This window comes from Cellulosimicrobium sp. EB106-03-01-XG111 (assembly GCF_058792115.1).
The window spans coordinates 114,253-139,451 of sequence record NZ_JBYTEQ010000006.1 but is presented as its reverse complement, the minus strand read 5'-3'; the positions used below and the strand labels follow the sequence as shown (position 1 = coordinate 139,451).

Genomic DNA, 25,199 nt, shown 5'->3' with positions numbered 1-25,199 from the left:
ACTCCGAGAGGTTCCCTGCCTGGATCAGTCCTTCGCGAGATCGACGACCAGCGAGCGGTCGCGGTCCATCACCACGACGACGGGACCACGCGAGCCGACCGAGCGATCGGCAAGGTCCACGACCTTCCCGAGTGCTTCGTCGGGCGTCGGCTCGACAATGCACTCCGGTTCCGAGTCGGCGTCGAAGACATAGGTCCATCCGCGTTCCGGCACGCCCCCGCACGAGCCCACAAACTCATAGACGACGAACACGGGCCTCTCCAAGGCCTGCCCCCACTCACGGGAGAAACCGATCGGGACATCGTTGAGCGCCTCGTCGAGCACCCGATCTCGGACGACCCCGTCCGAGGCAAAGCCCTCGGGCAGATCGACCGTCCGAACATCTGCGGCGTCCTCGAGCTCACGGCTCTCCTCGGGCGTCAGGGGAGGAACCGCCGGACGAGCCGTGCACGCGCCCCCGGACGCGACGGCACACGCGACGAGCAGCGATACCGCGGCACGGCGGGCACCTCTTCTCACGAATCCGGATTCCTCATGCAGCGAACTTCCCACGCATCCGGCTCAAGCCCGTCGAAAGCCCCCTCATCAATCTCCCTGACGATGTCGTCGGCCGAGTAGTCGGCCCCTCGCACGCCATGCCGGACCATGCACTCCGCGGCGGCGGTGTTCACGTCCTCGTCCTGAGGGTTCCCGAGGACAGCCGCATAGAGAGGCTCGATGAGCGCGGTCGTCCCCGTCTCGCACTCTGCGAGGACCGAATCCGCGCCTCGGGACTCCGCCTCGTCCTCGAACGGTCCGAGCCGATACCGGTCACCAAGAGCTTCCACCGGGACGCCACGGTCTTCCAAGCACGCGACGAGTCGGCTCCGAGCCTCGACCATCTCCGCGTCCGAGATGGTTCCGTCGCGCAGCACGCCCCGTTCAAAATCGGACGTCGATGCCTCGTATGCAGCATCGAACTCGGCTGCGTACGGGCTCTCCTGCCCGGCATTCTGAGAACAGCCAGACAGGAGAGCAACCGCAACGACGACGGTCGACAACCATCGTCTCGGCACCGTCATACGATCACGGAACCTTCCACCCGCTGGTCTGGTTGCGGTCCCACACCTGACCGTAGTTCGCAACCCTCCAGGACGACGGGTAGTGACTCGTCTCGGACCATGTGTGCCAGTAGGCGATGTCCTGGAACACCGCACCGTTGGTGGTGCGGTAGTCGAACCGCGCCCGTGTCAGTCCGCAGTTTCCGCGAAAGGACTCGGTGTACGTCGCCCAGTCGTAGATCTGGAAGTGGCAGCCGTTGATCCCGGGTGTCGCCGCGGCTGTGACAGGAACTGTCACGACCGTCCCGATCACGAAAGCTGACGCCGCAATGGTTGAGATCAATCTTCGCTTCATCGCGATTTCCCCTGTCTTGCCGCCCCCCCCCTGAGCGGCTGGCATGAGGATCGCACAGTCGTACGGGTGCCGCAAGGTCTAAATCTGAGGTGGTAACAAAAATCGTCGCGGCCACGTTCCTCCGCAACGTCGCACGAGACAGAGCGACTCCGCGGACCGCGTCTCCGCCAATCGACGAGCGTGTCCGCAGAGTGATCGTCGTGACGGACTGCTGCCTTAGCGAACGCGCGAACCGCGGTGCAGCTGCGTCCCGACGGCGGTCTGAGGCGAAGTTCCGGACGGTCATCCCGGGCACCCGGCCGCACCCGCTCCTCAAGACCCTCGAAACCGCGGCCCGGGCCGCAGGGCAGACACGGCCCGACCACGCCCCGGGCCACGTGCCGACCGTTCGACGACGGCACGTGGCGCGGGGTCAGCCGAGCGGGACGTCAGGCCGTGAGGATCTCCGTGCCGAGGGTCAGGCCCTGACCCTCGGGGTCGCGGTCGACCCGGACGACGTCACCGTCAGCGACGTCGCCCGAGAGCAGCATCCGCGCGAGGCGGTCGCCGATCTCGCGCTGCACGAGGCGGCGCAGCGGGCGCGCCCCGTACGCCGGGTCGAAGCCCTCGAGCGCGAGCCACTCGCGGGCGGCCGTCGTCACGTCGAGCGTGATGCGCCGGTCCGCGAGGCGCCGGCCGAGCGCGGCGACCTGGATGTCGACGATCCGACCGAGCTCCTCGATCGTCAGCGGCTCGAACACGATGACGTCGTCGAGCCGGTTGAGGAACTCGGGCTTGAAGGACGCCCGCACCGTGCTCATGACGGCCTCGCGCTTCTCCGCGTCGTCGAGCATCGGGTCCACGAGGAACTGCGAGCCGAGGTTCGACGTCAGCACGAGGATGACGTTGCGGAAGTCGACCGTGCGGCCCTGGCCGTCGGTGAGACGGCCGTCGTCGAGCACCTGCAGCAGGATGTCGAAGACCTCGGGGTGCGCCTTCTCGACCTCGTCGAGCAGCACGACCGAGTACGGCCGACGCCGGACGGCCTCGGTGAGCTGGCCGCCCTCCTCGTAGCCGACGTACCCCGGGGGCGCGCCGACGAGCCGGGCGACCGAGTGCTTCTCGGAGTACTCGGACATGTCGATGCGCACCATGGCGCGCTCGTCGTCGAAGAGGAAGTCGGCGAGCGACTTCGCGAGCTCCGTCTTGCCGACGCCCGTGGGGCCGAGGAAGAGGAACGAGCCCGTGGGCCGGTCCGGGTCGGCGACGCCCGCGCGCGAGCGGCGGACGGCGTCGGACACCGAGCGGACGGCGGCCTGCTGGCCGATGAGGCGCTCGCCGATGACCTCCTCCATGTGCAGGAGCTTCTCGCTCTCGCCCTGGAGCATGCGGCCGGCGGGGATGCCCGTCCACGCGGACACGACCTCCGCGATCTCGTCGGCGCCGACCTTGTCCGCGATCATCGGCGCGGCCTCGGGGCCGGACGCGGCGAACGCGTCGTCGGCCTGCTCGGCCGCCTCGGCCTCGTCGAGCTCGCGCTGGACCTGCGGGATCTCGCCGTACTGCAGCCGGCCCGCGGTCTCGAGGTCGCCCTCGCGGATCGCGCGCTCGACCTGGACGCGCAGCTCGTCGAGCTTGGCGCGCAGGTCACCCACGCGGTTGTGGCCCGCCTTCTCGGCCTCCCACCGCGCGGTGAGCGCGGCGAGCTCCTCACGACGGTCCGCGAGGTCGGCGCGCAGCTTCTCGAGCCGTTCGAGCGACGCGGGGTCCGTCGACTCGGAGAGCACGACCTCCTCCATCTCGAGGCGCGTGACGGCGCGTTGGAGCTCGTCGATCTCGATCGGCGAGGAGTCGAGCTCCATGCGCAGCCGCGACGCCGCCTCGTCGACGAGGTCGATCGCCTTGTCCGGGAGCTGGCGGCCGGTGATGTAGCGGTCGGAGAGCGACGCCGCCGCGACGAGCGCCGAGTCGGCGATCGTCACCTTGTGGTGCGCCTCGTACCGCTCCTTGAGGCCGCGCAGGATCGCGACCGTGTCCTCGACGGAGGGCTCCCCGACGAACACCTGCTGGAACCGGCGCTCGAGCGCGGGGTCCTTCTCGATGTACTCGCGGTACTCGTCGAGCGTGGTCGCGCCGACGAGGCGCAGCTCGCCGCGCGCGAGCATCGGCTTGAGCATGTTGCCCGCGTCCATGGCGCCCTCGCCGCCCGCGCCCGCCCCGACGACCGTGTGCAGCTCGTCGATGAACGTGACGACCTCGCCGTCGGAGGACTTGATCTCCTCCAGGACGGCCTTGAGGCGCTCCTCGAACTCGCCGCGGTACTTCGCGCCCGCGACCATGCTCGCGAGGTCGAGCGACACGAGCCGCTTGCCCTGGAGCGACGTCGGGACGTCGCCCGCGACGATCCGCTGCGCGAGGCCCTCGACGACGGCCGTCTTGCCGACGCCCGGCTCGCCGATGAGCACCGGGTTGTTCTTGGTGCGGCGGCTGAGCACCTGCACGACGCGCCGGATCTCGGAGTCGCGCCCGATGACGGGGTCGAGCTTGCCCTCGGCGGCGCGCGCCGTGAGGTCGGTCCCGTACTGCTCGAGCGCCTTGTACGTGCCCTCGGGGTTGGGGCTCGTCACGCGCGCGCTGCCCCGGACGGCAGGCAGCGCCGAGCGCAGGGCTTCCGCCGTGGCGCCGGCCTGCTGGAGGATCGTCGCGGCCTGCGACGACCCGGCCGCGATCCCGAGGAGCAGGTGCTCCGTCGAGACGTACTCGTCGCCGAGCGCCTGGGCCTCCTTCGCGGCGGCGTCGAGCGCCGCGGACGTGGCGCGCGACGGCGTCGGCTGCGCGACGGCCGAGCCGCTCGCGGTGGGCAGCGCGACGAGCGCCGCGCGCACCTTCTGCCCGACGGCCTGCTTGTCCGCGCCGACGGCGTCGAGGAGCCCGACGGCGACGCCGCCCTCCTGCGTGAGCAGCGCGGCCAGGAGGTGGGTCGGCTCGAGCTGGGGGTTACCGGCGGCCGACGCGGTCTGGATCGCCTCGCCGATCGCCTGCTGCGACATCGTGGTGAACTTCGTTTCCATAGGTGCTCCGTGTGATGCTCGAAATGATGGTCTGACCAGTGGAACGACTCCTAAGTTGAGTGTATTCCGCTCAACTTCGATCGGCACCCCCGTGCGGCCTCCGTCCGTACTCCGCGCCCCCGGAGCGGATGAAGTCCGGCCGCATTCCGTCTCAAAACGGCATCGACCCTCGCCCCGGGCGACGATCCGCGACATGCTGGGCGGGTGAACTCCTCACCCTTGCGCAGACGACTCGGCCTCGGTGCCCTCCTCGCCACCCTCGCACTGTTCCTCACGGGGTGCATGAGGATGGACATGGCCATCACCCTCAACGAGGACGACACGTTCGACGGCAGCGTCGTCATGGCGTTCTCCGACGAGGTCGCCAAGTCGATGGGGTCGGACCCCCAGGAGCTCTGGGACCAGATGGGCTCCGAGATGGAGTCCGAGATGCCGGAGGGCGCGACGCAGGAGCCCTACGCGCAGGACGGCTACACCGGCACCAAGATCACCTACGCCGACCAGCCGATCGCGCAGCTCGACACCGGCGCCGCCGACTCGATCTCCGTCACCCGCGAGGGCGACGACTACGTCGTGAGCGGCTCGATGGACATGACGGGCGAGGAGTTCAACCCGGACACGGGTGACGCGGCGGCCGACGAGATGTCGCGGCAGATGATGGAGGGTCTCGACATCAAGATCGCCATCACGTTCCCCGGCGAGGTGGCGGAGTCCAACGGCGAGGTCGACGGCAACACCGTGACGTGGACCCCGGTGGTCGGCGAGGCCAACGAGATGACGGCGCGCGGCTCGGCCCTGCCCGGCGGCTCCGCGGGCTCGGGCTCGGGCTCCGACGAGGGCACGGACGAGGGGAGCGACGACGGCGCGACCGCGCCCGACGCCGACAGCTCCGACGCGTCCGGCTCGTCGGCGTGGATCTGGTTCCTGGTCGGCGGCCTCGTGCTGCTCGGCATCATCGGCCTCGTGCTGTGGCTCGTGCTGCGCTCCAAGCCCGGCACGCAGGACGGCCAGAGCACCGGCTTCTCGCAGGGCGGGTACCCCGGCCAGCCGGGCCAGCCCGGCCAGCAGGGCGTCTACGGCGCCCCGGGGCAGTACCCGGGCCAGCCCGGCCAGCCGGGCCAGCACCCCGGCCAGCCCTACCCGGGCCAGCCCGGCCAGCAGGGCCAGTACCCCGCTCAGGGCCAGTACCCGGGCCAGTACGGCCAGCCCGGCGCGCACCCCGGCCAGCAGGGCCAGTACCCGGGTCAGCCCGGCCAGCCGCAGGGCTACGGGACGCCGTCCGGCCCGGGCCAGCAGGGTGGCCCGTACGGCGGCCAGCCGCCGGCACCGCCGCAGCAGGGCGGCTACCCGGGCGCCGCGCCGTTCGCACCCCCCGGCGCGCCGCACCCGCAGTCGTCCCCGACGACGCCGCTGCCCGCGCAGCCGCCCGTCGCGCCGGGCGCGACCCAGCCGCTGCCGCCGCACCAGCCGCCGGCACCGACCCAGCCGCTCCCGCCGCAGCCGGGTGCGGGCCAGGACGGCCCGGGCGCGCAGGCCGGTCCCGACGACGAGATCGACGACGCGACACGGCTGCGCCCGCCGACCGACTGAGCGGCCCGCACCCCGCACGACACGACGGCCCGCCCCGGGAGACCGGGGCGGGCCGTCGTGCGTCCGGGACCGCTCAGGACTCGACGGTGACCTCGACGACCTCGCCGACGGCGTCGAGCCGCACGGCGGGCCAGTAGCCGTCGAGGAAGTGCTCGCCGCACGTGTCGGCGAGGTGCACGACCATGCTCCCGTCCTCGTGCCGCTCCACGAGCTCGACGACGAGGTCGTCGCGCGCCTCGGCGAGCTCGTCGGGCGTCGGCTCCCCCTCGCCGAACCGGCGCACGACGGCCTCGACCGCGCGACGCGCGAGCCGCGGGCCGAGGGCGTCGTCCCACAGCGCCTCCGCGGGCACGTAGGCGAGCGCCTCGGCGCCGAGCGCGGGATCGACCTCCTCGAGCGTCGCGGGGCGCCACGACGGGTCGCGGTCCTTGTCGACCACCTGCGCGCGGATCCCCTCGACGAGGTCCGGCTGCGTGTCGACGAACCAGCAGACGAGCCCGTACTCCTGGGCGAGCGCGGCGCGGAGGTCGGGCAGGCCGCGAGCGCTCCGCACGGCCGCGAGCGCGACGGTGACCGCGGTGGGCGACAGCCGTTCGAGCTCGTCCGCCTCCGCACCCGCGCGCTCGTCGCCGTCCGCGGCGGCCGCGCGCAGGCGCGCCACGATCTGAGGCACGGTGTCCGCCGCGTACGCGGCGTCGATCGCGGTCCGGCGCGCGACGAGCCCGGACACCGGCGTCGGGAGAGCGTGCCGCCGCACGACGTCGCGCACGGCCTCGACGTCGAGCGGGTCGACGCCCGCGCTCGCGAGCGCGGCGAGGTCCGCGCCGAGCACGGGCAGCCGTTCGCTCGGCACGTAGTGGTCGGCGAGCCCGGCGTGGATCGCATCGGCGGCGTCCATCGTCACCGCGCCCAGCGCGAGCATCTCCCCCAGCCGCCCGGGCGCGCGGGCGAGGAGCCACGACCCGCCGACGTCGGGCGTGAAGCCGATCCGCGTCTCGGGCATCGCGACGCGCGAGCGCTCGGTGACGACGCGGACCGGCGCGTGGGCCGCGAGGCCGACGCCGCCGCCCATCGTGATGCCGTCCATGATCGTCACGACGGGCACGGGCAGCTCCGCGAGCGCCGCGTCGACCGCGTACTCGCGCCGGAAGTACCGGCGCGCGTCGGCCTGCCGCCCGGCGACGACCGACGCGTGCAGCTCGCGGATGTCGCCGCCCGCGCACAGGCCGCGGTCGCCCGCGCCGTCGAGCAGCACGAGCCGCACGGTCGGGTCGACGCGCCACTCGTCCAGCACGTCGGCGATCTCGCCGAGCATCGAGTACCCGAGCGCGTTGAGCGCGCGGGGCCGGTCCAGGGTGAGGTGCCCGACGCCGTCGTCGACGCGGGCGAGGATCTCGCTCGTCATCCGCGTCACGCTACCGCCCGTCGGCGGCCGCGGGCGCGCACGACGTGGGACCCTGGCACGGCAGAGGGGTCGGGCCGGCGGTGCCGGGAGCAGCGAGGAGGCGGCGGTGGACGAGGCGACGCGGACGGACGGGACCTGGCGGCCCGACGTGCTGGGCGGGGACTGGGTCGCGCGCGACCTCGACCTCCCGGACGGCGCGGTGGCGACCCTGGTGCGGCGCGACGCCGCGGCGCCCGCGGGCGACCGGCCCGCGGTGCTGTACGTGCACGGGTTCATCGACTACTTCTTCCAGACGCACGTCGCGGAGGCGGTCGAGGCGCGCGGGTACCGGTTCTACGCCGTCGACCTGCGCGGCTACGGGCGCTCGATCGGTCGCGGCACCGGCGCGCCGTCGCGGCCCGACGACGACCCGAACTTCGTCACCGACCTCGCCGTCTACGCCCAGGACCTCGACGCGGCGGCGCGCGCGGTGCGCGCCGAGGGCCACGACCGGCTCGTGGTGCTCGGGCACTCGACGGGGGGCCTCCTCGCGAGCCTGTGGGCCGACGCGCGGCCCGGGCGGCTCGCGGCGCTCGTGCTCAACAGCCCGTGGTTCGACCTCAACAAGCCGTGGGTGTTCCGCGGCCCGGTGACGTGGGTGGTCGACGTCGTCGGGCGGGTCGCTCCGCGGCTCGTCGTCGGCGGGCTCGACCCGCACTGGGCGGAGGCGCTGCACGCGAGCACCGGCGGCGAGTGGGACTTCGACCTCGCGTGGAAGCCGATCGAGGGGTTCCCCGTGCGCGCCGGGTTCCTGCGGGCGGTGCGCCGCGGCCACGCCCGCGTCGCGCGCGGGCTGCACGTCGACTGCCCGGTGCTCGTGCTCGCGTCCGCGCGCAGCGGCCCGGCGTCGGGCTGGCACGACGCCCTGCTCACGACCGACAGCGTGCTCGACGTCCGGCACATCACGTCGCGCGCCGAGCGGCTGGGCGACGACGTCACGGTCGTCACGGTCGAGGGCGGCGCGCACGACCTCGCGCTCTCCCCCGAGCCCGCCCGGTCGACGTACCTGCGCGAGGTCCTCGACTGGCTCGACGCCCGGGTCTGACGCCGCCCACCGCCATGTCCGAATCCCGCTAGCCAGGGCGTGGTCCGGCGGGTGAGGATCGAGTCATGACGACGACCCTCGCGACGCCCCCGGCGACCACGGACCCCGTGTTCGCCGAGCGCTACCGCGCCATCGCGTCGCGCGACCGCCGCTTCGACGGGCAGTTCATCACCGCCGTGAGCAGCACCGGCATCTACTGCCGGCCGTCGTGCCCGGCGCGGACCCCGAAGCCCGAGAACGTCACCTTCTACCTCACCTCGGCCGCCGCCCACGAGGCCGGCTACCGCGCGTGCAAGCGCTGCCTCCCGGAGGCGGTGCCGGGCACGCCGAGCTGGGACCTCGGGCACGACCTGTCCGCCCGGGCCATGCGGCTCGTCGCGGACGGCGTCGTGGACCGCGAGGGCGTCGACGGCCTCGCCGCCCGCCTCGGCTACTCGGCCCGGCACGTGCACCGCGTGCTCGTCGCGGAGCTCGGCGCCGGTCCGGTCGCGCTCGCCCGTGCGCTGCGCGCCCAGACGGCGCGCGCCCTGCTCACCGGGACCGACCTGCGGCTGGCCGACGTCGCGTTCGCCGCCGGCTTCGGCAGCGTGCGCCAGTTCAACGACACGATCGCCGAGGTCTTCGACACGACGCCGGGCGAGCTGCGCCGTCGGGCCCGGCCCGACCGGGCGACGTCGACCGGCGACCCCGGCTCGCGCGCCGAGACCGCCGGGTCCCCCGCGGACGACGGCGGCGCCACCGGCGTGCTCGACCTGACCCTCCCGCTGCGCGAGCCGTTCGACGCCCACGGCGTGTTCGCGTTCCTCGCGGCGCGTGCCGTGGACGGGGTCGAGGTCGTCGACCTCGACGGCCCGCTGCTCTCCTACGCGCGCACGCTCACGCTGCCGCACGGGCCGGGCGCCTTCCGGGCCACCTACGGGCCGCCGCCCGGGACCCGACGGCGCCCGCCGCGCTTCCACGTGGAGCTCGAGCTGTCGTCCGTGGCCGACCTCCCGGCGGCGATCGCGCGCGTCCGGCGGCTGTTCGACCTCGACGCCGACCCCGCGGCCGTCGACGCGGCCCTCGCCGCGGACCCGGCGCTCGCCGCGTCGGTCCATGCGGTCCCGGGGATCCGCGTCCCGGGGGCGGCGGACGCCGCCGAGATCCTCGTGCGCGCGCTCGTCGGGCAGCAGATCTCGGTCGCGGCCGCGCGGACGCACCTGTCGCGGCTCGCCGTCGCGCTCGGGACGCCGTTCGCGTCGCGGTTCGGCCCGACGCGCCTGTTCCCGACGCCCGCGCAGCTCGCCGCCGGGGGCTCGGACCACCTGCGCGGCCCCGCCCGGCGCACGGCGGCGGTGCTCGGCGTCGCGCACGCGCTCGCCGACGGGTCGCTCGCCCTCTCCCCGGCCGACGACCCCGCGGCCCAGCGCACGGCGCTCGAGGCGATGCCCGGCGTCGGGCCGTGGACGTCCGGGTACGTGGCGATGCGCGTGCTGCACGACCCCGACGTCCTGCTCGACGGCGATCTCGCCCTCCGCGCGGGTGCCGCCGCGCTCGGCCTGCCCGACGACCGCCGCGCGCTCGCCGCCCGCGCCGAGCGCTGGGCGCCGTGGCGCTCGTACGCCGCGATGCACCTCTGGCGCGCCTCCGCGCCTGCCCCGACCCCTCCGAAGGAGACCCCGTGACCACCGCACCCGCTCCCACCACCACCGCGACGGCAGGCACGAGCCCGGCCGTCACCACCACGCTCACCACGCCCGACGGTCCGTTCACGGTCGTCGTCGACGCCGCCGGCGCGGTCCTCGCGTCCGGCTGGACCGACGACGCCACGTCGCTCGTCGCCCTCGTGCACCCCGGGCTGCGCCCCGCGGAGGTGACCCCGGTGCCCGACGACGACCCCGCCGTCGCGACCGCCGTCGCTGCGGTCCGGGCCTACTACGCGGGCGACGTGCGGGCGATCGACGCCGTGCCGGTCCGACAGGCCTCGGGACCTTACCGCGCGCACGCGTGGGACGTGCTGCGCACGGTCGAGCCCGGTGACCCGGTGACCTACACCCGGTACGCCGAGCTGTCGGGTCGGCCCGCCGCCGTCCGTGCCGCCGCGGGCGCCTGCGCGATGAACGCGGCGGCCCTGTTCGTGCCCTGCCACCGCGTGCTGCGCACGGACGGCAGCCTCGGCGGCTTCCGCTACGGCCTGGACGTCAAGCGCAGCCTCCTCGACCGCGAGGCCCGGGCGACCGCGTCGGCGCCGGTGCGCTGAGGCCGCCGAGGACGGACCGACGGCCCGGTCTCACGCCGCCGGAGCGCGCGCCGGCTCCGCCGCCGCGAGCGTGAACCGGGCCCCGAGCGTCGCCGCCGCCACCACCCCGGCGGCGGCGACGAGCACGACGTCCTTGAGCACGTACTGGCCCATGAGGGTCATGCCGTCGCCGAACAGGTCGCCCGGGAAGAGCGCGACCGGCGAGAGGACCCCCGCGAGCGTGACGGCGAGCACGACGAGCCCGGCACGCAGCGCGCGGCCGGTGAGGAGCGCGAGCCCGACCGCCGTCTCGACGACCGCCGTGAGGACTACCGCGGCGGTGCCGTCGACCAGGCCGAAGGTGAGCGCCTCGACCGTCCGGCGCACGATGTGCTCCGCCGGGCTCGCCCCCGGGAAGAACTTGAGGACCCCGAAGCCGAGGAAGACGAGGCCGAGGGCGACCCGCAGCGCCGGCACGGACCAGTCGGCGAGGCGCTCGCAGAGACCCTCGCGGAGCCGCCGGGCAGCAGCACGCCGAGGCCCCTCCGCAGCGGGGGCGGGGGTGGACGGGGACGGTGCGGCGGGTCCGGTGGATCCGGTGGGGGCCATTCTGAGCTCCTCGTCGAGCAGTAGCGTTCCACTTTCCGGCGATAAGATAGCGGACCTGCGATATTCACCGCGCGCAGGCCCGCTCCCGCGAGACGGGGGACGGGCCGCGCCCGCCGCCGAGAGGGGCCGGGGATCAGCCCCAGCCGAAGACCTGCGTCCAGGCCCCGTTCGCGTGCCCGACGCCGATCTCCCGCAGACCGCAGTTGAGGATGTTCGCGCGATGGCCGGGCGAGTCCATCCACCCGCGCACGACGTCCTGCGCGGTCCGGTAGCCCTTCGCGACGTTCTCGGCGCCCGGGTTCGGGTAGCCCTGCGCGTGGGCCCGGTCCCACGGCGACCGGCCGTCGAGGCTCGTGTGGTCCATGTACCCCTGGGCGTCCATGTCCTCGCTGTGGAGCTGCGCCGCAGCGGTGAGCCGGTCGTCGACGGCGAGCGGCTCGCACCCGGCGGCGGCCCGCTCCGCGTTCGTCAGCTCGACGACCGCCGCGCCCTCCGCCGTGATGGCCCCGGGACCCGCTCCGCCCGGCGCGGCCGCTCCGGCGGCCGTCGTGGTGCCGGCGGCAGGAGCCGCCGCGTCCGCCGGTGCGGTGCCGGGTGCCGGGTCCGTCGCGGTGGCGTCGTCCGGGCCGGCGGGGTCCGCCTCGCCCGCGAGCGGCACGTCCTCCGGGGTGCCCGTCGGCGCCGGGTCGGCGGGAGGCGCCTCGTCCGCCGCGGGCGCGGGCGAGGTCTCGGAGCCGGTGGGGGCGTCGTCGGCCCCGGGCGCTCCCGGCGCGGTGGGGACGTCCGAGGGGAGGTCGTCGCGCGCGTCGGCCAGGGTGCGCGACGCGCGGTCGTCGCGCGGGTCCCGGCCCGCGAGCCACTCCTGCGGAGAGGTTCCCTGCCACGGGAGCGCCGCGACGACGGGGCCGAACGGTCCCGCGTGCTCGGGACGGACCTCGCCCGTCACCGTGGCGGCCGTGAGCCCGAGCGCCGGGCCCAGCAGCAGGGCGGCCACGACGCCCGTCGTCACCGCGACGCGCGGGCCGGACCGCAGGTGCCGGGCGAACGGGCCGCCGCGCCGTCGTGCGGGCGCGGAGGACGACGGGGGCACGGGAGACGGCGCGGGCGCCGCCCCGGCCGAGCGGTGCCGGGGCGTGCGCTGCGAGACCATCGCTCGACCCTACCCATCGGGCGCGCGGATGTGTACCGCTTCGTCCGTTCTGCGCCCGGTCGACGGCCGGATCGAGGGCCGGATCGAGGGCCGGATCGACGGCAAGATCGACGGCCGGGTCGACCGCGAGGTCAGACGATCGACGGCTCCTCCGGGGCGGAGACCGTGAACACCGCGCCCGCGATGAGCGGCACGGACGTCACCCGACGCTCGAGCTCGTCGAGCCGACGGGCGACGGACGTCTCCGACTCGTCCCCGCGCAGGTCCACGCTCGCCACGAGGTACAGCGCGCGCGGCCCGACGTACTCGAGCCGCAGGTACGTGACACGCTCGACCTCGGGCAGGTCGCGGATCCCCGTCAGCACCGCGGCGCGCGTCGCGGGCATCGCCGCCTCCCCGACGAGGAACCGCCGGTTGCGATCGATGAGCACCACGGACACCACCGCGAGGACGAGTCCGACGACGATCGACCCGACGGCGTCGGGCACGGGCGACCCGGTGAGCTGGTGCGCCAGGACGCCCGCGAACGCCACCACGAGGCCGATCAGCGCGGCGGCGTCCTCCGCGTAGACCGCGCGCAGCGTCGGGTCCGACGTGACGAGCACGTGGTGCAGGGTGTCGCGGTCCGCCGCCCGCGCCTCGGCCCGCGCCTGCCGCCGCGCGCGCAGGAACGACACGCCCTCGAGCACGAACGCCAGGGCGAGGACCGCGTAGGCGACGACGTAGTTGTCCGCCGGCTCGGGGTGCACCAGCTCCTGGATGCCGTGCGTGATCGACACCCCCGCGCCGACGGCGAACAGCCCGATCGCCGCGAACATCGACCAGACGTACGCCTCGCGGCCGAACCCGAGGGGGTGCTCGGTGTCCGCCGGGCGGCGCGAGCGCCGGTCGGCGACGAGGAGGAAGATCTCGTTGCCCGTGTCCGCCCACGAGTGGACCGCCTCCGCGAGCATCGACGCCGAGCCGGTGACGGTCGCGGCGACCGTCTTCGCGCCCGCGATGAGCGCGTTCGCGAGGAACGCGACGATCACGGTGACGGTGCTGTCGCCGCCGCCCTCCGGTCGCGCGACGCGCGGGTTGCGCGACTCCGGCTGCGGCGGGGCGGGCGTGGGGGCGTCGGGCATGCTGCCGGTCTACCAGCCGCGTGCACGACCCGCGCGCGGAGGCCGGGCGCGCCCGGGCCGGGCGCGCAGGCCGGGCACCAGGTCCGGCACCGCACGCGCCGCGAGGCGACGTCAGCGCGCCGGGCCCTCCGCCCCGGCGGCACGACCCGCGCCGCCGGACCCGGGCTCGCCCGCGCCGTCCGGTCCGGGGTCGCTCGTGTCGGCGAGCTCGACGTCGCCGGTCGCACCCGGCTCGCCGTGCCGGTCCGTGTCGTCGTGCTCGCCCGTGTCCTCGCGCTCCGCAGCCTCCTGGTCGCGCGTGAGCTCGTCGACGACGAGCAGGTCCGTCCGGACCTTGCCCGTGCGGTACCCGGCACGACCGACCATGTGCGCCGCGACGGGCGACGTGAGGAGCTGGAACACGACGACGAGGAACAGCGTCGCGACGGCACCCCACGAGCGCAGCCGCAGGCTCAGGCCTGCGAGCACGAGGATCAGCCCGAGGACCTGGGGCTTCGTCGCGGCGTGCATGCGCGCCAGGAGGTCGGGGAACCGCACGACGCCGACGCCCGCGGCGAACGCGAGGAACGCGCCGCACAGGAGGAAGACGGCGGAGACGACGTCGGCGACGGTGTCCCACAGGCCGGTGGTCGGGTCCATCAGCGCACCTCCCCCTCGGGCGCGCCACCGTGGTGCTCGCCGTCGACCGCCGCGTCCCGGTCGGACTCCTCGGCCTCGCGGCGGGCGGCGTCCTCGGCCGCGATCTCCTCGGCCGTGCGGATGCGGCCCTCGTCCTCGGGCTCGACCGACGCGAACCGCGCGATCGTCACCGAGCCCACGAACCCGACGAGCGAGAGCACGACGAGGATCGGGATGGTGTCCGTGCGCCGGGAGAACGCGGCCTCGAGCGCGATGGCCCCGACGAGCGTCGTCGTGAAGACGTCGAGCGCGATCGTGCGGTCGAGCATCGACGGCCCGCGCTCGGCGCGCGCGACGGCGAGGCTGGCTCCCGCGGCGAGCAGCACGGCGCTCACCACGACGATCACGAGGTAGACGGTGTCGCTCATGCCTCGGCCACCTCTCGCGCGGACGGGACGTCGTACAGGCCGGCGGCCCGCAGCTCGTCGTTCGACGCGAACGCGTGCAGCACGCGCGCCTCGAGCGCGAGCGTGTCCTCGCGGATCTTCTCCACGCCGCCCGCGGTCTCGACGTCGAGCACGTGCAGGTAGAGCATCCCCGTGAGGCGGTGCGCCTCGACGACGATCGAGCCGGGGACGAGCGACGACAGCTCGGCCGTGATGGTCAGGTAGATGTCGGACGGGTTCCGCAGGCGCACCCCGACGACGGCGCCGCGCGGCGTGTGCCGGGGGTTCAGCGCGAGGAGGCTCACCTGGAACGACGCGACGACGAGGTCGGAGACGAAGCGCCCGACGAGCACGAGGAACGGCCACGGCCGGAACTTCCCGCGCGCCGCGATCGACGGCAGCGGGAAGAACGTGATGACGGCGAACCCGATGATGACGCCCGCGAGGACGTTGCCCACCGACAGGTCGCCCCAGAGCATGACCCAGACGATCGTCAGCCAGAGGATGGTGCGCCACTGCGTGGTGACGCGGGCGAACCACCCGGACGCGAGCGCGCGGCGGCGGCGGTGCAGGCTCATCCGTCCGCACCCCCGTCCGTCCCGACAGGTTCCGTGCCGACGGGTTCCGTGCCGTCGCTCTCGCCTGTCGCGACCTCGTTCGACTCGCCCTGGCCGCGGTCGGAGTCGCCGGGGAACACGGCGTCGACGTACGTGTGGCCGTCGAGCAGCGTCGCGGCGGCGCGCTCGGTGTACGAGTAGAGCGGGCCGGCGACCACGGTGAGCGCGAGGCCGAACGCGACGAGCGCCGTCGCCGGGCCGACCATCCCGCGCGGGAGGCGCGCGTCCGCGGGGATCTCGACGGGCGCCGTCTGCCAGAAGGCCTTGTTCCAGGCCTTGACGATCGCGTACAGCGTGAGCAGCGACGTCACGACGGACCCCACGACGAGCGCCCACGTGAGCGGCGTGCCCTGCGCGACGCCCTCCTCGAGGAGACCGACCTTGCCGAGGAAGCCCGACAGCGGCGGGATGCCCGCGAGGTTCATCGCCGGGATGAAGAACAGGATCGCCAGACCGGGCGCGAGCTTGGCGAGGCCGCCGAGCCGGTCGAGCGACGTCGAGCCGCCGCGGCGTTCCACGAGGCCGACGACGAGGAACAGCGTCGTCTGCACGGTGATGTGGTGCACCACGTAGAAGATGGCGGCCGCCATGCCCGGCTCGGACGCGAGCGCGATGCCGAAGATCATGTAGCCGATGTGGCTCACGAGCGTGAACGACAGGAGTCGCTTGATGTCGTTCTGCGCGACGGCGCCGAGGATGCCGACGACCATGGTCAGCAGCGCGAGCCACATGAGGACGTCGTCGACGACGCTGTCCTCCGGGAAGAGCAGCGTCTGCGTGCGGATGATCGCGTAGACGCCCACCTTGGTGAGCAGGCCCGCGAAGACGGCCGTGACGGGCGCGGGCGCCGTCGGGTAGGAGTCGGGCAGCCACGCCGACAGCGGGAAGATCGCCGCCTTGATGCCGAACGCGAGCAGCAGCAGGAGCTGGATCGCGAGCGCCGTCCCGGGGTCGATCTCCGCGTACCGCTCCGAGAGCTGGGCGAGGTTGACCGTGCCCGTCGCGGCGTAGGTCAGCGCGATCGCGACGAGGAAGACGATCGACGAGAGCAGCGCCACGACCACGTAGATCGACCCGGCGCGGATGCGCTCGCCCGTGCCGCCGAGCGTGAGGAGCACGTAGCTCGCGGCGAGGAAGATCTCGAACCCGACGTAGAGGTTGAACAGGTCGCCCGAGAGGAACGCGTTGAAGACGCCCGCCGCGAGGACCATGAACGTCGGGTGGTAGATCGCGACCGGCGCCTCCTCGTCGCCGTCCGCCACGCCCTGCGCGAGCGAGTACAGCAGGACGCACAGCATGACGAAGCTCGACACGACGAGCATGAGCGACGAGAGCCGGTCCGCGACGAGGTCGATCCCGACCGGCGCCGCCCAGCCGCCCACGTCGACGACGATCGGGCCCGAGTCGGCCGCGACCAGGAGGCCGACGGCCGCCGCGAGGACGAGCGCGAGCGCGGCCACGGTGATGATCCGCTGCGCGCGCGGGTGGCGCCAGAGGGCGAGCGCGAGACCGGCCGCGACGAGCGGCAGGACCACGGGGAGCGGGACGAGGGCCGCGGCGGTGAGGTTCATCGCGGCTCCTTCCCGTCAGTCCGTCGGTCGTCCGGTCGTGCGTCATCCGGTCGTGCGTCGTCGGGTCGGGCGTGATCGGATCGGGCGTCGGAGGCCTCGGTGCGGCCGTCCGTGGCGTCCCCCGCGTCCTGCCCCGCCGGGCCCGACGGCGGTTCCTCGCCGTCCGTGACCCCGTCGCCGTCGCCGTCGGTCTCGTCGCGGACCTCGGCGGCCTCGTCGTCCAGGGTCGCGCCGCTCTCCTCCGTGTCCGCGTCCTCGAACGCGGGCGCGTTGCGGGCGGCGTGCCGCGCGACGCGGCGGTCCTCGAGGTCGTCCTGCACCTCGTCGTGGCCGTGCAGCTGCCACGAGCGGTAGGCCATCGCGAGCACGAACGCCGTGATGCCGAGCGTGATGACGATCGCCGTGAGGACCATCGCCTGGACGAGCGGGTCGCTCATGTCCTCCTCGGGCGTCGTGCCGATGAGCGGTGCTCCCCCGGCGCGCCCGCCCGCGACGAGGAAGAGCAGGTTGGCGCCGTTCCCCATGAGGATGAACCCGAGCAGGACGCGCGTGAGGCTGCGCTCGAGCAGCAGGTAGACGCCCGCGGCGAACAGCACGCCGATCGCGAGGACGAGGACGACGCTCGGCGCCATGTCGATGGCGTTCACCGGCGGCCACCTCCGATCGAGTCGGGCTCCATGGCCTCGAGCGGCCCCGTGTCCTCGCCGGGCTCGCGGCCCGCGGCGGCGCGTTCCGCGTGCCGGTCGATCTCGGCACCGAGGGTCCGCAGGATGTCGAGGACGAGGCCCACGACGACGAGGAACACGCCGACGTCGAAGAACAGCGACGTCACGAGGTGGATCTCCCCGACGAGCGGGAGCGCGAGGTCGTAGGCCTCGCTGCCGAGCACGTTGCCGGTGAGCAGGAACGCGACGAGCCCCACGCCCGCGGACAGGAACAGGCCCGTCCCGAGGAGCAGGCCGGGGTGGACGGGCGCGGCCTCGCCGAGCTCGTACCGGCCGCCCGCGAGGTACCGCACGATGAGCGCGATGCCGACGACGAGGCCTGCGGCGAACCCGCCGCCCGGCGCGTTGTGGCCCGAGAACAGCAGGAAGAGCGCGAAGACGATCATGGCGTGGAACAGCACGCGCGTGACGACCTCGAAGATCACCGAGCGCCGCTGGGGCGCGAGGGTGCGGCCGGCGCTCAGCCACACGAGCATGCGCGGCTGGTCCTTCTCCGTGACCCCGCGGCGGCGCAGCGCCGCACCCGGGTCGTCGGTGTCGCTCCAGACGCCGGAGCCCGACGCCGTCGTCGCGGGACGCGCGCCCGAGGCACGCAGGATCTCGCCGCTGCGCGACCGCAGGAAGACGAGCGACGCGACGCCCGTCGCAGCGGCCAGGAGGACGGAGATCTCGCCCATGGTGTCCCACGCGCGGATGTCGACGAGGGTCACGTTGACGATGTTCTTGCCGTGCCCGAACTCGTACGCCTCGGCCGGGAAGTCGACCGAGATGGGCGTCGCGACGCGCGCGAGGGGCGCGACGAGCGCGAAGCCCATCATGACGACCGCGACCGCGAGGCCGATCCCCAGGCGGACCCACCGGCTCGCCGCCAGCGGCCGGTTCGAGAAGTACGCGGGCAGGCGTCGCAGCACGAGCACCATGACGACGAGCGTGATCGTCTCCACGAGGACCTGGGTGAGCGCGAGGTCGGGCGCGCCGTGCAGGAGGAAGAGGACGGCGTTGCCGTACCCCGCGATCCCGACGAGGATCACGGCCTTGAGCCGGCGGCGCGAGCGCGCGGCGAGCACCGACGCGATGCAGATCGCGGCGACGGCGACGAGCTGCGCGGGGCGGTCCCAGGCGCGGAGCTGCTCGGGCCACGCCGTCTGCGCGACCATGACCATGCCGGGCCCGAGCACGAGGACCACGAGGATCGCGCCGAGGTAGAACGGGAGCGAACCACGCTGCGTGACGGCCGTGATGTCGGCGGCCAGGTCGTCGAGCTTGCGCATCACCTTGCGGTACGTGACGTCGGCCTCGGGCCCCGTCCACAGCGAGGCCTGGAACCGCTCGACGCGCGACCGCTGCCAGAACAGCACGACACCGACCGCGAGCACGAGGGCCGTCAGCGCGAGCGCGGGGGTGAAGCCGGCCCACAGGACGAGGTGCCCGGGCTCGCCGACGGGGTAGGTGTCCGCGTACGGGGCGAGGAGGTCCTCGCCGAAGTGCGGCACGAGCGCCGTCGCGAGCCCGAGGACCGCGAGCACGACGGCCGGGCCCACGAGCAGGAACGGCTGGCGGTGGATGCGCGCCGGGTCGATCGGCGGCTCCTCGGCCTCGACGGCCGGGCGGCGCGCGGCGCCGGTACCGGCGCCAGCGCCCCACGCCTTCTCGTGCGCGTTCGCGCGCGCGGGCGAGCGGCCGAGGTGCGGCTTGGACGCGAACGCGCCCCACCAGAAGCGCAGGCCGTACGCGACCGTGAACATCGAGCCGACGACGACCGACCACAGCACGACCGTGTCCACCCAGACCGGCCCCTCGCCGTGCAGGAGCGACTCGAGCGCCGCCTCCTTCGCGACGTACCCGGCGAACGGCGGCAGCCCGATCATCGACGCGGTCGCGAGCCCGCCCGCGACCGCCGTCCACGGCAGGGCCTTGCCCACGCCCGTGAGGCGGCGCAGGTCGCGCGTCCCGGCGGCGGCGTCGACCACGCCGACGACGAGGAACAGCGAGGCCTTGAACATCGCGTGCGCGCCGATCATCGCGAGCCCCGCGAGCGCGGCCCCGCGCGTCCCGAGGCCCACGAGCAGGATGATCAGGCCGAGCTGGCTCACGGTGCCGAACGCGAGGACGAGCTTGAGGTCGTACTGCCGCAGCGCGCGGTAGCCGCCCACGAGCAGCGTGCCCGCGCCGAGCACGATGACGAGCGTGCGCCAGACCGTGGTGTCCGAGTAGGCGGGCGCGAAGCGCGCGACGAGGTAGACACCGGCCTTGACCATCGCGGCCGCGTGCAGGTAGGCGCTCACCGGCGTGGGCGCCGCCATCGCGGCGGGCAGCCAGAAGTGCAGCGGGATGAGCGCGGACTTGCTCGCCGCCCCGACGAGGAGGCACACGATCGCGGCCGTCACGGCGCCGCCCGTCGGCGGGTCCGTGATGATCTCGGACATGCGGAAGGTCCCGCCCTGGACCCCGAGGATCACGACCCCCACGAGCATGGCCAGGCCGCCCGCGGTGGTGAGGATGATCGCCTGCATGGCGGCACGACGGCTCGCCTTGCGGTCGGCGTAGTGGCCGATGAGCAGGTACGAGAAGACGGTCGTGAGCTCCCAGAACACGAACAGGAGCAGCATGTCGTCCGCGGTGACGAGCCCGACCATCGCCCCCGCGAACGCGGTGAGGACGCCGCCGAAACGCCGCAGGCCCTGCGCGGTGGGCGAGAAGTAGGCCGAGCAGTAGACGAGGACGAGCGCGCCCACGCCGCCGACGAGCAGCAGCATGAGCCACGACAGCGTGTCCATGCGGAAGGCGAGCTCGAGCCCCAGCCCGGGCACCCACTCGATGACCTGCGTCGGGTGCTCCCCCGACATCACGCGGTCGGTCCAGGCGAGCGCGTAGACCGCCGCGGACGCCGGCGCGAGCGCCATGACGAGGAACGCCCGGCGGCCGAGGAACGAGACGAGTGCAGGCGCGCCCAGTGCCATCACGAGATGGGCAAGGAGCACGTAGAGCACGGGCCGCTCCGTCCGGGTCGGGGGCGGGTGGGCGAAGTTCTTGCTGGACTTGTCATCGCCGCGCCCGGGCGGGGGGAAGCCGCAGGGCACGACAGTTCACGGCGCCGACGAGGCCGGGCCGAGAATCATTTTACCGACTCCTCAGCCGTGCGGGGCGCCCGCAGCCCCGTCCGTGACCGATTCCTCAGTCGGCCGTCACAGATCCTCGGGGTCCACGAGGAACTCGGCCTCGTCCGCGATCTCCCCGCCGACCGCCTGGTGCAGCGTCCGCGTGACCTGCGTGACCACCTCCGCGGCGCGCTTGCGCGCGATCTGGTGCTCGAGCGACGGCTGCTCCCGCTGGGACTCGGCGAGGTCCTGCGGCTCCCACCGCACGCGGTAGCTCACCGCGCCGCCCACCGTCCACGGCAGCCCGCGCAGCAGGAGGGGCAGCGCCTCCTCGCCGCCGACCTCGACCGCGACGAGCCCGTCCATGCCCAGGTCGACGAGGAGGCCGTACCCGTCGAGCACCGCGCCCGTCGTCAGCGCCTTGATGTCGATGTCGTCCGCCGCGGCGTGCAGCGCGCGCCGCAGCTCCGGGTCCATCTTCTCGCCCGGGTAGAGCGGCAGCTCGGTGATGCCCTTCGGCGGCCCCTCGTACGGCTTGCCCTCCGTCGCGAGCCGCGTCCGGGGGTTCAGCCGACCGACGAGCGCGAGCGCGGCGTGCGGGTCGAGCCACACGTCCGAGTACAGGGTCATGTCGACGGCGACGCCCGGGTCCGGGGTGAGGACGACGGCCGGCCCGGCCGGGTTGCCGACGTCGGTCCGGAGCGAGCCGCCGAGACGCCGCGCCGCCGCGACGAGGAACGCGACCACGCGCTCCTCCTCCCGGACCGGCAGGCCGCCGGGGAACGCGCGCCCGACGCCGTCCCGGTCCCCGCCGCCCGGGTAGGGGACGTCCCCGCGCTCGCGGGGGCAGACGACGTCGAACACGAGCGCGGTGCCCGGCACGCCGGAGCCGGGCCCCGCGTAGGGCCCGGTGAGCGTCGTGTGGCGCGACGTGCGCAGCACGCCCGGCTCCCCGGGCCGCGCGGTGCGTGCGGGCGGCACGAGGGGCTCGGTGCCCTCCGGAGCGACGTCCCAGCGCGCGCCCGCGAACCGTGAGAGCGCGAGCGTCTCGACCTCGTCCACGAGGACGTCGGCGGGCAGCCCCAGCACGTGCCGCGCCTGGTACGACTGCGCGGCGCCGGGCCCGGCGGGGTGCGGCAGGGGCGGGAGCGGGCTCATGCGGTGCGGTCCTCCTGGCCTCGGGTCCTGCGGGGTCGAGCGGCGTCCGACGCGGCGGGCCGCGCTCAGACGTCGGTGCGGTGGAAGCTCTGCCACGAGCGGGAGGCCGTCGGGCCGCGCTGGCCCTGGTAGCGGGAGCCGTAGACGCTCGACCCGTACGGGTTCTCCGTGGGCGAGGACAGCCGGAAGAAGCACAGCTGGCCGATCTTCATGCCCGGCCACAGCGTGATGGGCAGCGTCGCGACGTTGCTCAGCTCGAGCGTCACGTGGCCGGAGAAGCCCGGGTCGATGAACCCGGCGGTGGAGTGCGTGAGGAGACCCAGGCGGCCCAGGCTCGACTTGCCCTCGAGGCGCGCCGCCACGTCGTCGGGCAGCGTGACCGTCTCGAACGTCGACCCGAGGACGAACTCCCCCGGGTGCAGCACGAACGGCTCCGCCGGGTCGACCTCGACGAGGCGCGTGAGGTCGGGCTGGTCCTGCGACGGGTCGATGAACGGGTACTTGTGGTTGTCGAAGAGCCGGAAGAACCGGTCGAGGCGCACGTCGACGCTCGACGGCTGGAGCATCGCCGGGTCGTACGGCTCGAGCTGGACGCGGCCGGCGTCGAGCTCGGCCCGGATGTCGCGGTCGGAGAGCAGCACGGGCCCACGCTAGCCGACGCCGGAGCGTGCCCGGACCGGGCGCCGCACCGTGGATCGGCACCGTCGACCGGCACCGTGGACCGGCACCGTGGACCGGCGGGCGGCGGGCGCCGTCGGGCCGGGGTCCGCGGGCCGCCTCGTCGTCGAGACGGCGCGGACCCCGCCCGCGGTCGGGGGGTCAGGCGCGCAGCGGGCGGCCTGTCGAGTCCACGGAGTAGTAGCCCGTCTTCGAGGTCAGGTAGAGGATGCCCTCCACGAGGCCCCAGATCGCGATGACCGGGGCCGCGAACCCGAAGGAGAGCACGGACACGAGCAGCATCGTCAGGCCGATGCCGGTGTACCCGAGGTAGAAGCGGTGGATGCCGAGGCTCCCGACGAGGATGCCCAGCAGGCCCGCCGCGAGGCGCGACTTCGCCTGGGGGTCGTACGCCGGGTCGTAGCCGGGCTGGCCGTACGCCCCGGGCTGGCCGTAGGCGCCGGGCTGCGCGTAGCCCGGCTGCTGGCCGTAGCCCTGCTGGGCGTAGCCCTGCTGGGCGTAGCCCTGCTGCGGGGCGGAGCCGTAGCCCTGGTCGGGCGTCGGCTGTCCGTAGCCCGGAGCACCCGGCGTCCCGTACGCCTGCTGGCCGTACGCGTCACCGGCCCCGGGCTGCTGGCCGTAGCCGGGCGTCGGGTCCGACGGCGCGGCGGAGCCCCCGTAGACCGGGTCGCCGGGGGCGGGCGTCCCCTGCGACGGGTCGGGCTGCTGCTGGTACGGGTTCTCGGACAAGGCGGCTCCTCGGGCGGCGCGCCGCTCGTCGGCGCGGGAGTGGTCGTGGTGCGGGCGGTTCTGGCATCACCGGCGTCGTCCGCTATGATCGGGTCGCGCGCTGGTTCGCCGAGGATCCTCCCAGAGGGCCCGGGGCGAACGCTACCGGCGCCGCGCGGGTGTAGTTCAATGGTAGAACTTCAGCTTCCCAAGCTGATAGCGCGGGTTCGATTCCCGTCACCCGCTCAGCCTTCGAGAGAGCCCCGCACCGGACCGGTGCGGGGCTCTCTCGTCATGACCAGGCGGCAAGCAGGTCGGCGGCCGTCCACACCCGGGACAGGCGCGGGTCGTCGTCGGCACCGGCCGGGCAGACCGCGACGAGCGGGGTCGCGGCACCGACCCCGGGACCGGTCGAGCATGCTCGGAGGGATCGAGCCGTCGAGTGCCCGAGGATTCCCGCTCCTGAGATCCCCTCCGATCGAACCCCCACCAAGAAAGCCAAACTCGATGGGGGTGTCGTCGCCGAGCCCGAGGTCGCGCGCCACGGCGACGGTGACGTGGCGCGCGACCCCGGCCTCGGCGGTCGGTGGCCCGGGCGTCAGCCCAGGATGCTGCCCGCGGCCTTGGCCGAGGCGGCGAGGGAGCCGGTGAGCGGCAGGTCGGGCAGGATCACGGCCTGGGCCGCGTGGTAGACGTCGGGCTTGCCGACCCACGTGACGCCGTCGGGCCGGTTGGCGGTGTCGAGCTCGTGGTGCCACGACCCGCGCTCGTGGTCGACGAGGTGCTCGTCGATCCACGCCCACCAGCCAGCGGCGGCCTCGGCGAACCGGGGGTCGCCCGTGACGCGGCCCAGCACGTCGGCGGCCGCGACGGCCTCCGCGGCGACCCAGTGGTAGCGCCGGGGCTCGACCGGCGTGCCCGACCAGTCGACCGTGTACACGAAGCCGCCGCCGTGCTCGCCGTCCCAGCCGTCCGCGACCGCCCGGTCGAAGAGGGCGACCGCGGCGTCGGTGCGCGCGCCGGGCGTGCCGGCCGCGACGTCGACCTGGAGCAGCAGGCGCGCCCACTCCAGGCCGTGGCCCGGCGTCGACCCGTAGGGCTTGAAGGGGTCGCGGGGGCGGTCCGCGTTGTAGTCCGGCAGGGGGTTCCAGCCCGCGTCGAAGTGCTCGGGGATGCGCCAGTCGTTCTCGCGCGCCCACCCCACGACGCGGTCCGCGACCGACGCCGCGCGCGCGAGCCACTCGGGGTCGCCCGTCGCGTCGTGCGCGGCGAGGAGCGCCTCGACGGAGTGCATGTTCGCGTTGACGCCGCGGTAGGCGTCGAGCACGCTCCAGTCGCGCGACCACTCGTCGGCGTGCATGCGCGGCCCGGGCTCCCAGAACCGCTCGTCGAGCACGGCGAGCGCGGCGTCGAGCAGCTCGCGCGCGCCCTCCCGACCCGCGATCGTGCCCGACGCCGCGGCGAGCACCACGAACGCGTGCGCGTACGCGCTCTTCGTCCCGTCGACCGGGACGGCCTCGCCCGCCGCCGGGTCGTGGCCGTCACCGGGGCGTCGCGCGGGGCCGCGCGACGAGACCCAGCCGCCGTTCTCGGCGTCCACGAGCACCGCCCGCAGCCCGTGCAGCGCGGCGTCGGCCCGCTCCCCCGCCCCCGGCACGCCGAGGAGCGACGCGAACGCGTACACGTGCGCCATGCGCGACGTGATCCACGTGTGCACCGGCTGCGACAGGTCGGGGCGCCCGTCGTCGTCGAGCCACTGCGCGGCGCCGTCCGCGCGCAGCGACGCCTCGCCGAAGCGCAGCAGGTCGGCGAGCTGCTCGCGACGCCAGCTCCGCAGGTCGGTCGCTGGCGTGGGCTGCTCGGTCGGGTGCTCGGTCATCTCTCGGTCCTTCTCGTGCTGGGTGCGTGGCGCCGCCGGGCGCGGTGCCCGTACGGCGCGGTGCCCCGGGACGATC

The 25,199-nt window shown here is 74.3% G+C and carries 20 protein-coding genes, 1 tRNA gene and 2 pseudogenes; 5 read left to right on the top strand and 18 right to left on the bottom strand.

Annotation, left to right across the window (positions count from 1 at the left end):
* Positions 1-24: 24 nt before the first annotated feature.
* From AC3WT4_RS07705 to clpB, 4 genes are all read right to left on the bottom strand, one after another.
* Positions 25-519, bottom strand: coding sequence for a hypothetical protein (locus AC3WT4_RS07705; RefSeq protein ID WP_492315163.1), 495 nt, complete (start codon positions 517-519; stop codon positions 25-27).
* Entirely contained in the window at positions 516-1,040 is a 525-nt protein-coding gene (locus tag AC3WT4_RS07700) for a hypothetical protein (RefSeq protein WP_167405813.1), read from the bottom strand. The genes AC3WT4_RS07705 and AC3WT4_RS07700 overlap by 4 nt, the downstream gene beginning before the upstream one ends.
* A gap of 25 nt (positions 1,041-1,065) precedes the next feature.
* Positions 1,066-1,395, bottom strand: a complete 330-nt coding sequence (locus AC3WT4_RS07695; RefSeq protein WP_146177767.1) for a hypothetical protein — start codon at positions 1,393-1,395, stop codon at positions 1,066-1,068.
* Between the two features lie 428 nt (positions 1,396-1,823).
* Complete coding sequence (gene clpB, locus AC3WT4_RS07690) at positions 1,824-4,445, bottom strand: ATP-dependent chaperone ClpB (RefSeq protein WP_257417072.1); 2,622 nt, start codon at positions 4,443-4,445, stop codon at positions 1,824-1,826.
* A gap of 294 nt (positions 4,446-4,739) precedes the next feature.
* Between clpB and AC3WT4_RS07685 the strand changes: the two genes are divergently transcribed.
* Complete coding sequence (locus AC3WT4_RS07685; protein WP_492315162.1) at positions 4,740-6,035, top strand: LppM family (lipo)protein; 1,296 nt, start codon at positions 4,740-4,742, stop codon at positions 6,033-6,035.
* A 73-nt stretch (positions 6,036-6,108) separates the two neighbouring features.
* Here the strand turns inward: AC3WT4_RS07685 and AC3WT4_RS07680 are convergent, their stop codons facing one another.
* Positions 6,109-7,440, bottom strand: a complete 1,332-nt coding sequence (locus AC3WT4_RS07680; protein ID WP_492315161.1) for an enoyl-CoA hydratase/isomerase family protein — start codon at positions 7,438-7,440, stop codon at positions 6,109-6,111.
* A gap of 106 nt (positions 7,441-7,546) precedes the next feature.
* Here AC3WT4_RS07680 and AC3WT4_RS07675 point away from each other — a divergent pair, with 106 nt between their 5' ends.
* The 3 genes from AC3WT4_RS07675 to AC3WT4_RS07665 all read left to right on the top strand — a co-directional run bounded on the left by AC3WT4_RS07675 (position 7,547) and on the right by AC3WT4_RS07665 (position 10,763).
* Positions 7,547-8,524, top strand: a complete 978-nt coding sequence (locus tag AC3WT4_RS07675) for an alpha/beta hydrolase (RefSeq protein WP_492315160.1) — start codon at positions 7,547-7,549, stop codon at positions 8,522-8,524.
* A 65-nt stretch (positions 8,525-8,589) separates the two neighbouring features.
* Complete coding sequence (locus AC3WT4_RS07670) at positions 8,590-10,188, top strand: AlkA N-terminal domain-containing protein (RefSeq protein WP_492315159.1); 1,599 nt, start codon at positions 8,590-8,592, stop codon at positions 10,186-10,188.
* Complete coding sequence (locus AC3WT4_RS07665) at positions 10,185-10,763, top strand: methylated-DNA--[protein]-cysteine S-methyltransferase (protein WP_257418641.1); 579 nt, start codon at positions 10,185-10,187, stop codon at positions 10,761-10,763. Before AC3WT4_RS07670 ends, AC3WT4_RS07665 begins: the two co-directional genes overlap by 4 nt.
* Before the next feature lie 30 nt (positions 10,764-10,793).
* Here the strand turns inward: AC3WT4_RS07665 and AC3WT4_RS07660 are convergent, their stop codons facing one another.
* The 12 genes and pseudogenes from AC3WT4_RS07660 to AC3WT4_RS07605 form a co-directional block, all read right to left on the bottom strand.
* The gene (locus AC3WT4_RS07660; RefSeq protein WP_257418642.1) at positions 10,794-11,219 is read right to left on the bottom strand and encodes a DoxX family membrane protein; all 426 of its coding nucleotides are present in this window, start codon (positions 11,217-11,219) and stop codon (positions 10,794-10,796) included.
* 265 nt (positions 11,220-11,484) lie between these two features.
* Complete coding sequence (locus AC3WT4_RS07655; RefSeq protein WP_492315158.1) at positions 11,485-12,501, bottom strand: CAP domain-containing protein; 1,017 nt, start codon at positions 12,499-12,501, stop codon at positions 11,485-11,487.
* A gap of 131 nt (positions 12,502-12,632) precedes the next feature.
* A complete protein-coding gene (locus AC3WT4_RS07650) occupies positions 12,633-13,625 on the bottom strand; it encodes a cation diffusion facilitator family transporter (RefSeq protein WP_083384965.1) in 993 nt (330 codons plus the stop codon).
* Positions 13,626-13,877: 252 nt separating this feature from the next.
* A pseudogene (mnhG, locus tag AC3WT4_RS07645) lies at positions 13,878-14,264 on the bottom strand (monovalent cation/H(+) antiporter subunit G); the annotation flags it as partial.
* Complete coding sequence (locus AC3WT4_RS07640) at positions 14,264-14,671, bottom strand: MrpF/PhaF family protein (RefSeq protein WP_074805264.1); 408 nt, start codon at positions 14,669-14,671, stop codon at positions 14,264-14,266. The pseudogene mnhG and the gene AC3WT4_RS07640, both read right to left, overlap by 1 nt.
* Positions 14,668-15,267 (bottom strand): Na+/H+ antiporter subunit E, encoded by a 600-nt coding sequence (locus AC3WT4_RS07635; RefSeq protein WP_074805261.1) that lies wholly within the window; start codon positions 15,265-15,267, stop codon positions 14,668-14,670. The genes AC3WT4_RS07640 and AC3WT4_RS07635 overlap by 4 nt, the downstream gene beginning before the upstream one ends.
* Positions 15,264-16,877 (bottom strand): Na+/H+ antiporter subunit D, encoded by a 1,614-nt coding sequence (locus AC3WT4_RS07630; protein ID WP_108050795.1) that lies wholly within the window; start codon positions 16,875-16,877, stop codon positions 15,264-15,266. Before AC3WT4_RS07630 ends, AC3WT4_RS07635 begins: the two co-directional genes overlap by 4 nt.
* 116 nt (positions 16,878-16,993) lie before the next feature.
* A pseudogene (locus tag AC3WT4_RS07625) lies at positions 16,994-17,509 on the bottom strand (Na(+)/H(+) antiporter subunit C); the annotation flags it as partial.
* An 11-nt stretch (positions 17,510-17,520) separates the two neighbouring features.
* Entirely contained in the window at positions 17,521-20,592 is a 3,072-nt protein-coding gene (locus tag AC3WT4_RS07620) for a Na+/H+ antiporter subunit A (RefSeq protein WP_492315157.1), read from the bottom strand.
* Positions 20,593-20,787: 195 nt separating this feature from the next.
* Entirely contained in the window at positions 20,788-21,858 is a 1,071-nt protein-coding gene (locus AC3WT4_RS07615; protein WP_492315156.1) for a hypothetical protein, read from the bottom strand.
* A 65-nt stretch (positions 21,859-21,923) separates the two neighbouring features.
* Positions 21,924-22,499 (bottom strand): dCTP deaminase, encoded by a 576-nt coding sequence (gene dcd, locus AC3WT4_RS07610; protein WP_074805252.1) that lies wholly within the window; start codon positions 22,497-22,499, stop codon positions 21,924-21,926.
* A gap of 178 nt (positions 22,500-22,677) precedes the next feature.
* A complete protein-coding gene (locus AC3WT4_RS07605) occupies positions 22,678-23,265 on the bottom strand; it encodes a TM2 domain-containing protein (protein ID WP_492315155.1) in 588 nt (195 codons plus the stop codon).
* Positions 23,266-23,419: 154 nt separating this feature from the next.
* Here AC3WT4_RS07605 and AC3WT4_RS07600 point away from each other — a divergent pair.
* A tRNA-Gly gene (locus AC3WT4_RS07600) sits at positions 23,420-23,490 on the top strand.
* Positions 23,491-23,842: 352 nt separating this feature from the next.
* On the opposite strand, the gene AC3WT4_RS07595 is transcribed toward AC3WT4_RS07600, so the two are convergent.
* Positions 23,843-25,123, bottom strand: a complete 1,281-nt coding sequence (locus AC3WT4_RS07595; protein WP_257418647.1) for an AGE family epimerase/isomerase — start codon at positions 25,121-25,123, stop codon at positions 23,843-23,845.
* Positions 25,124-25,199: the final 76 nt, after the last annotated feature.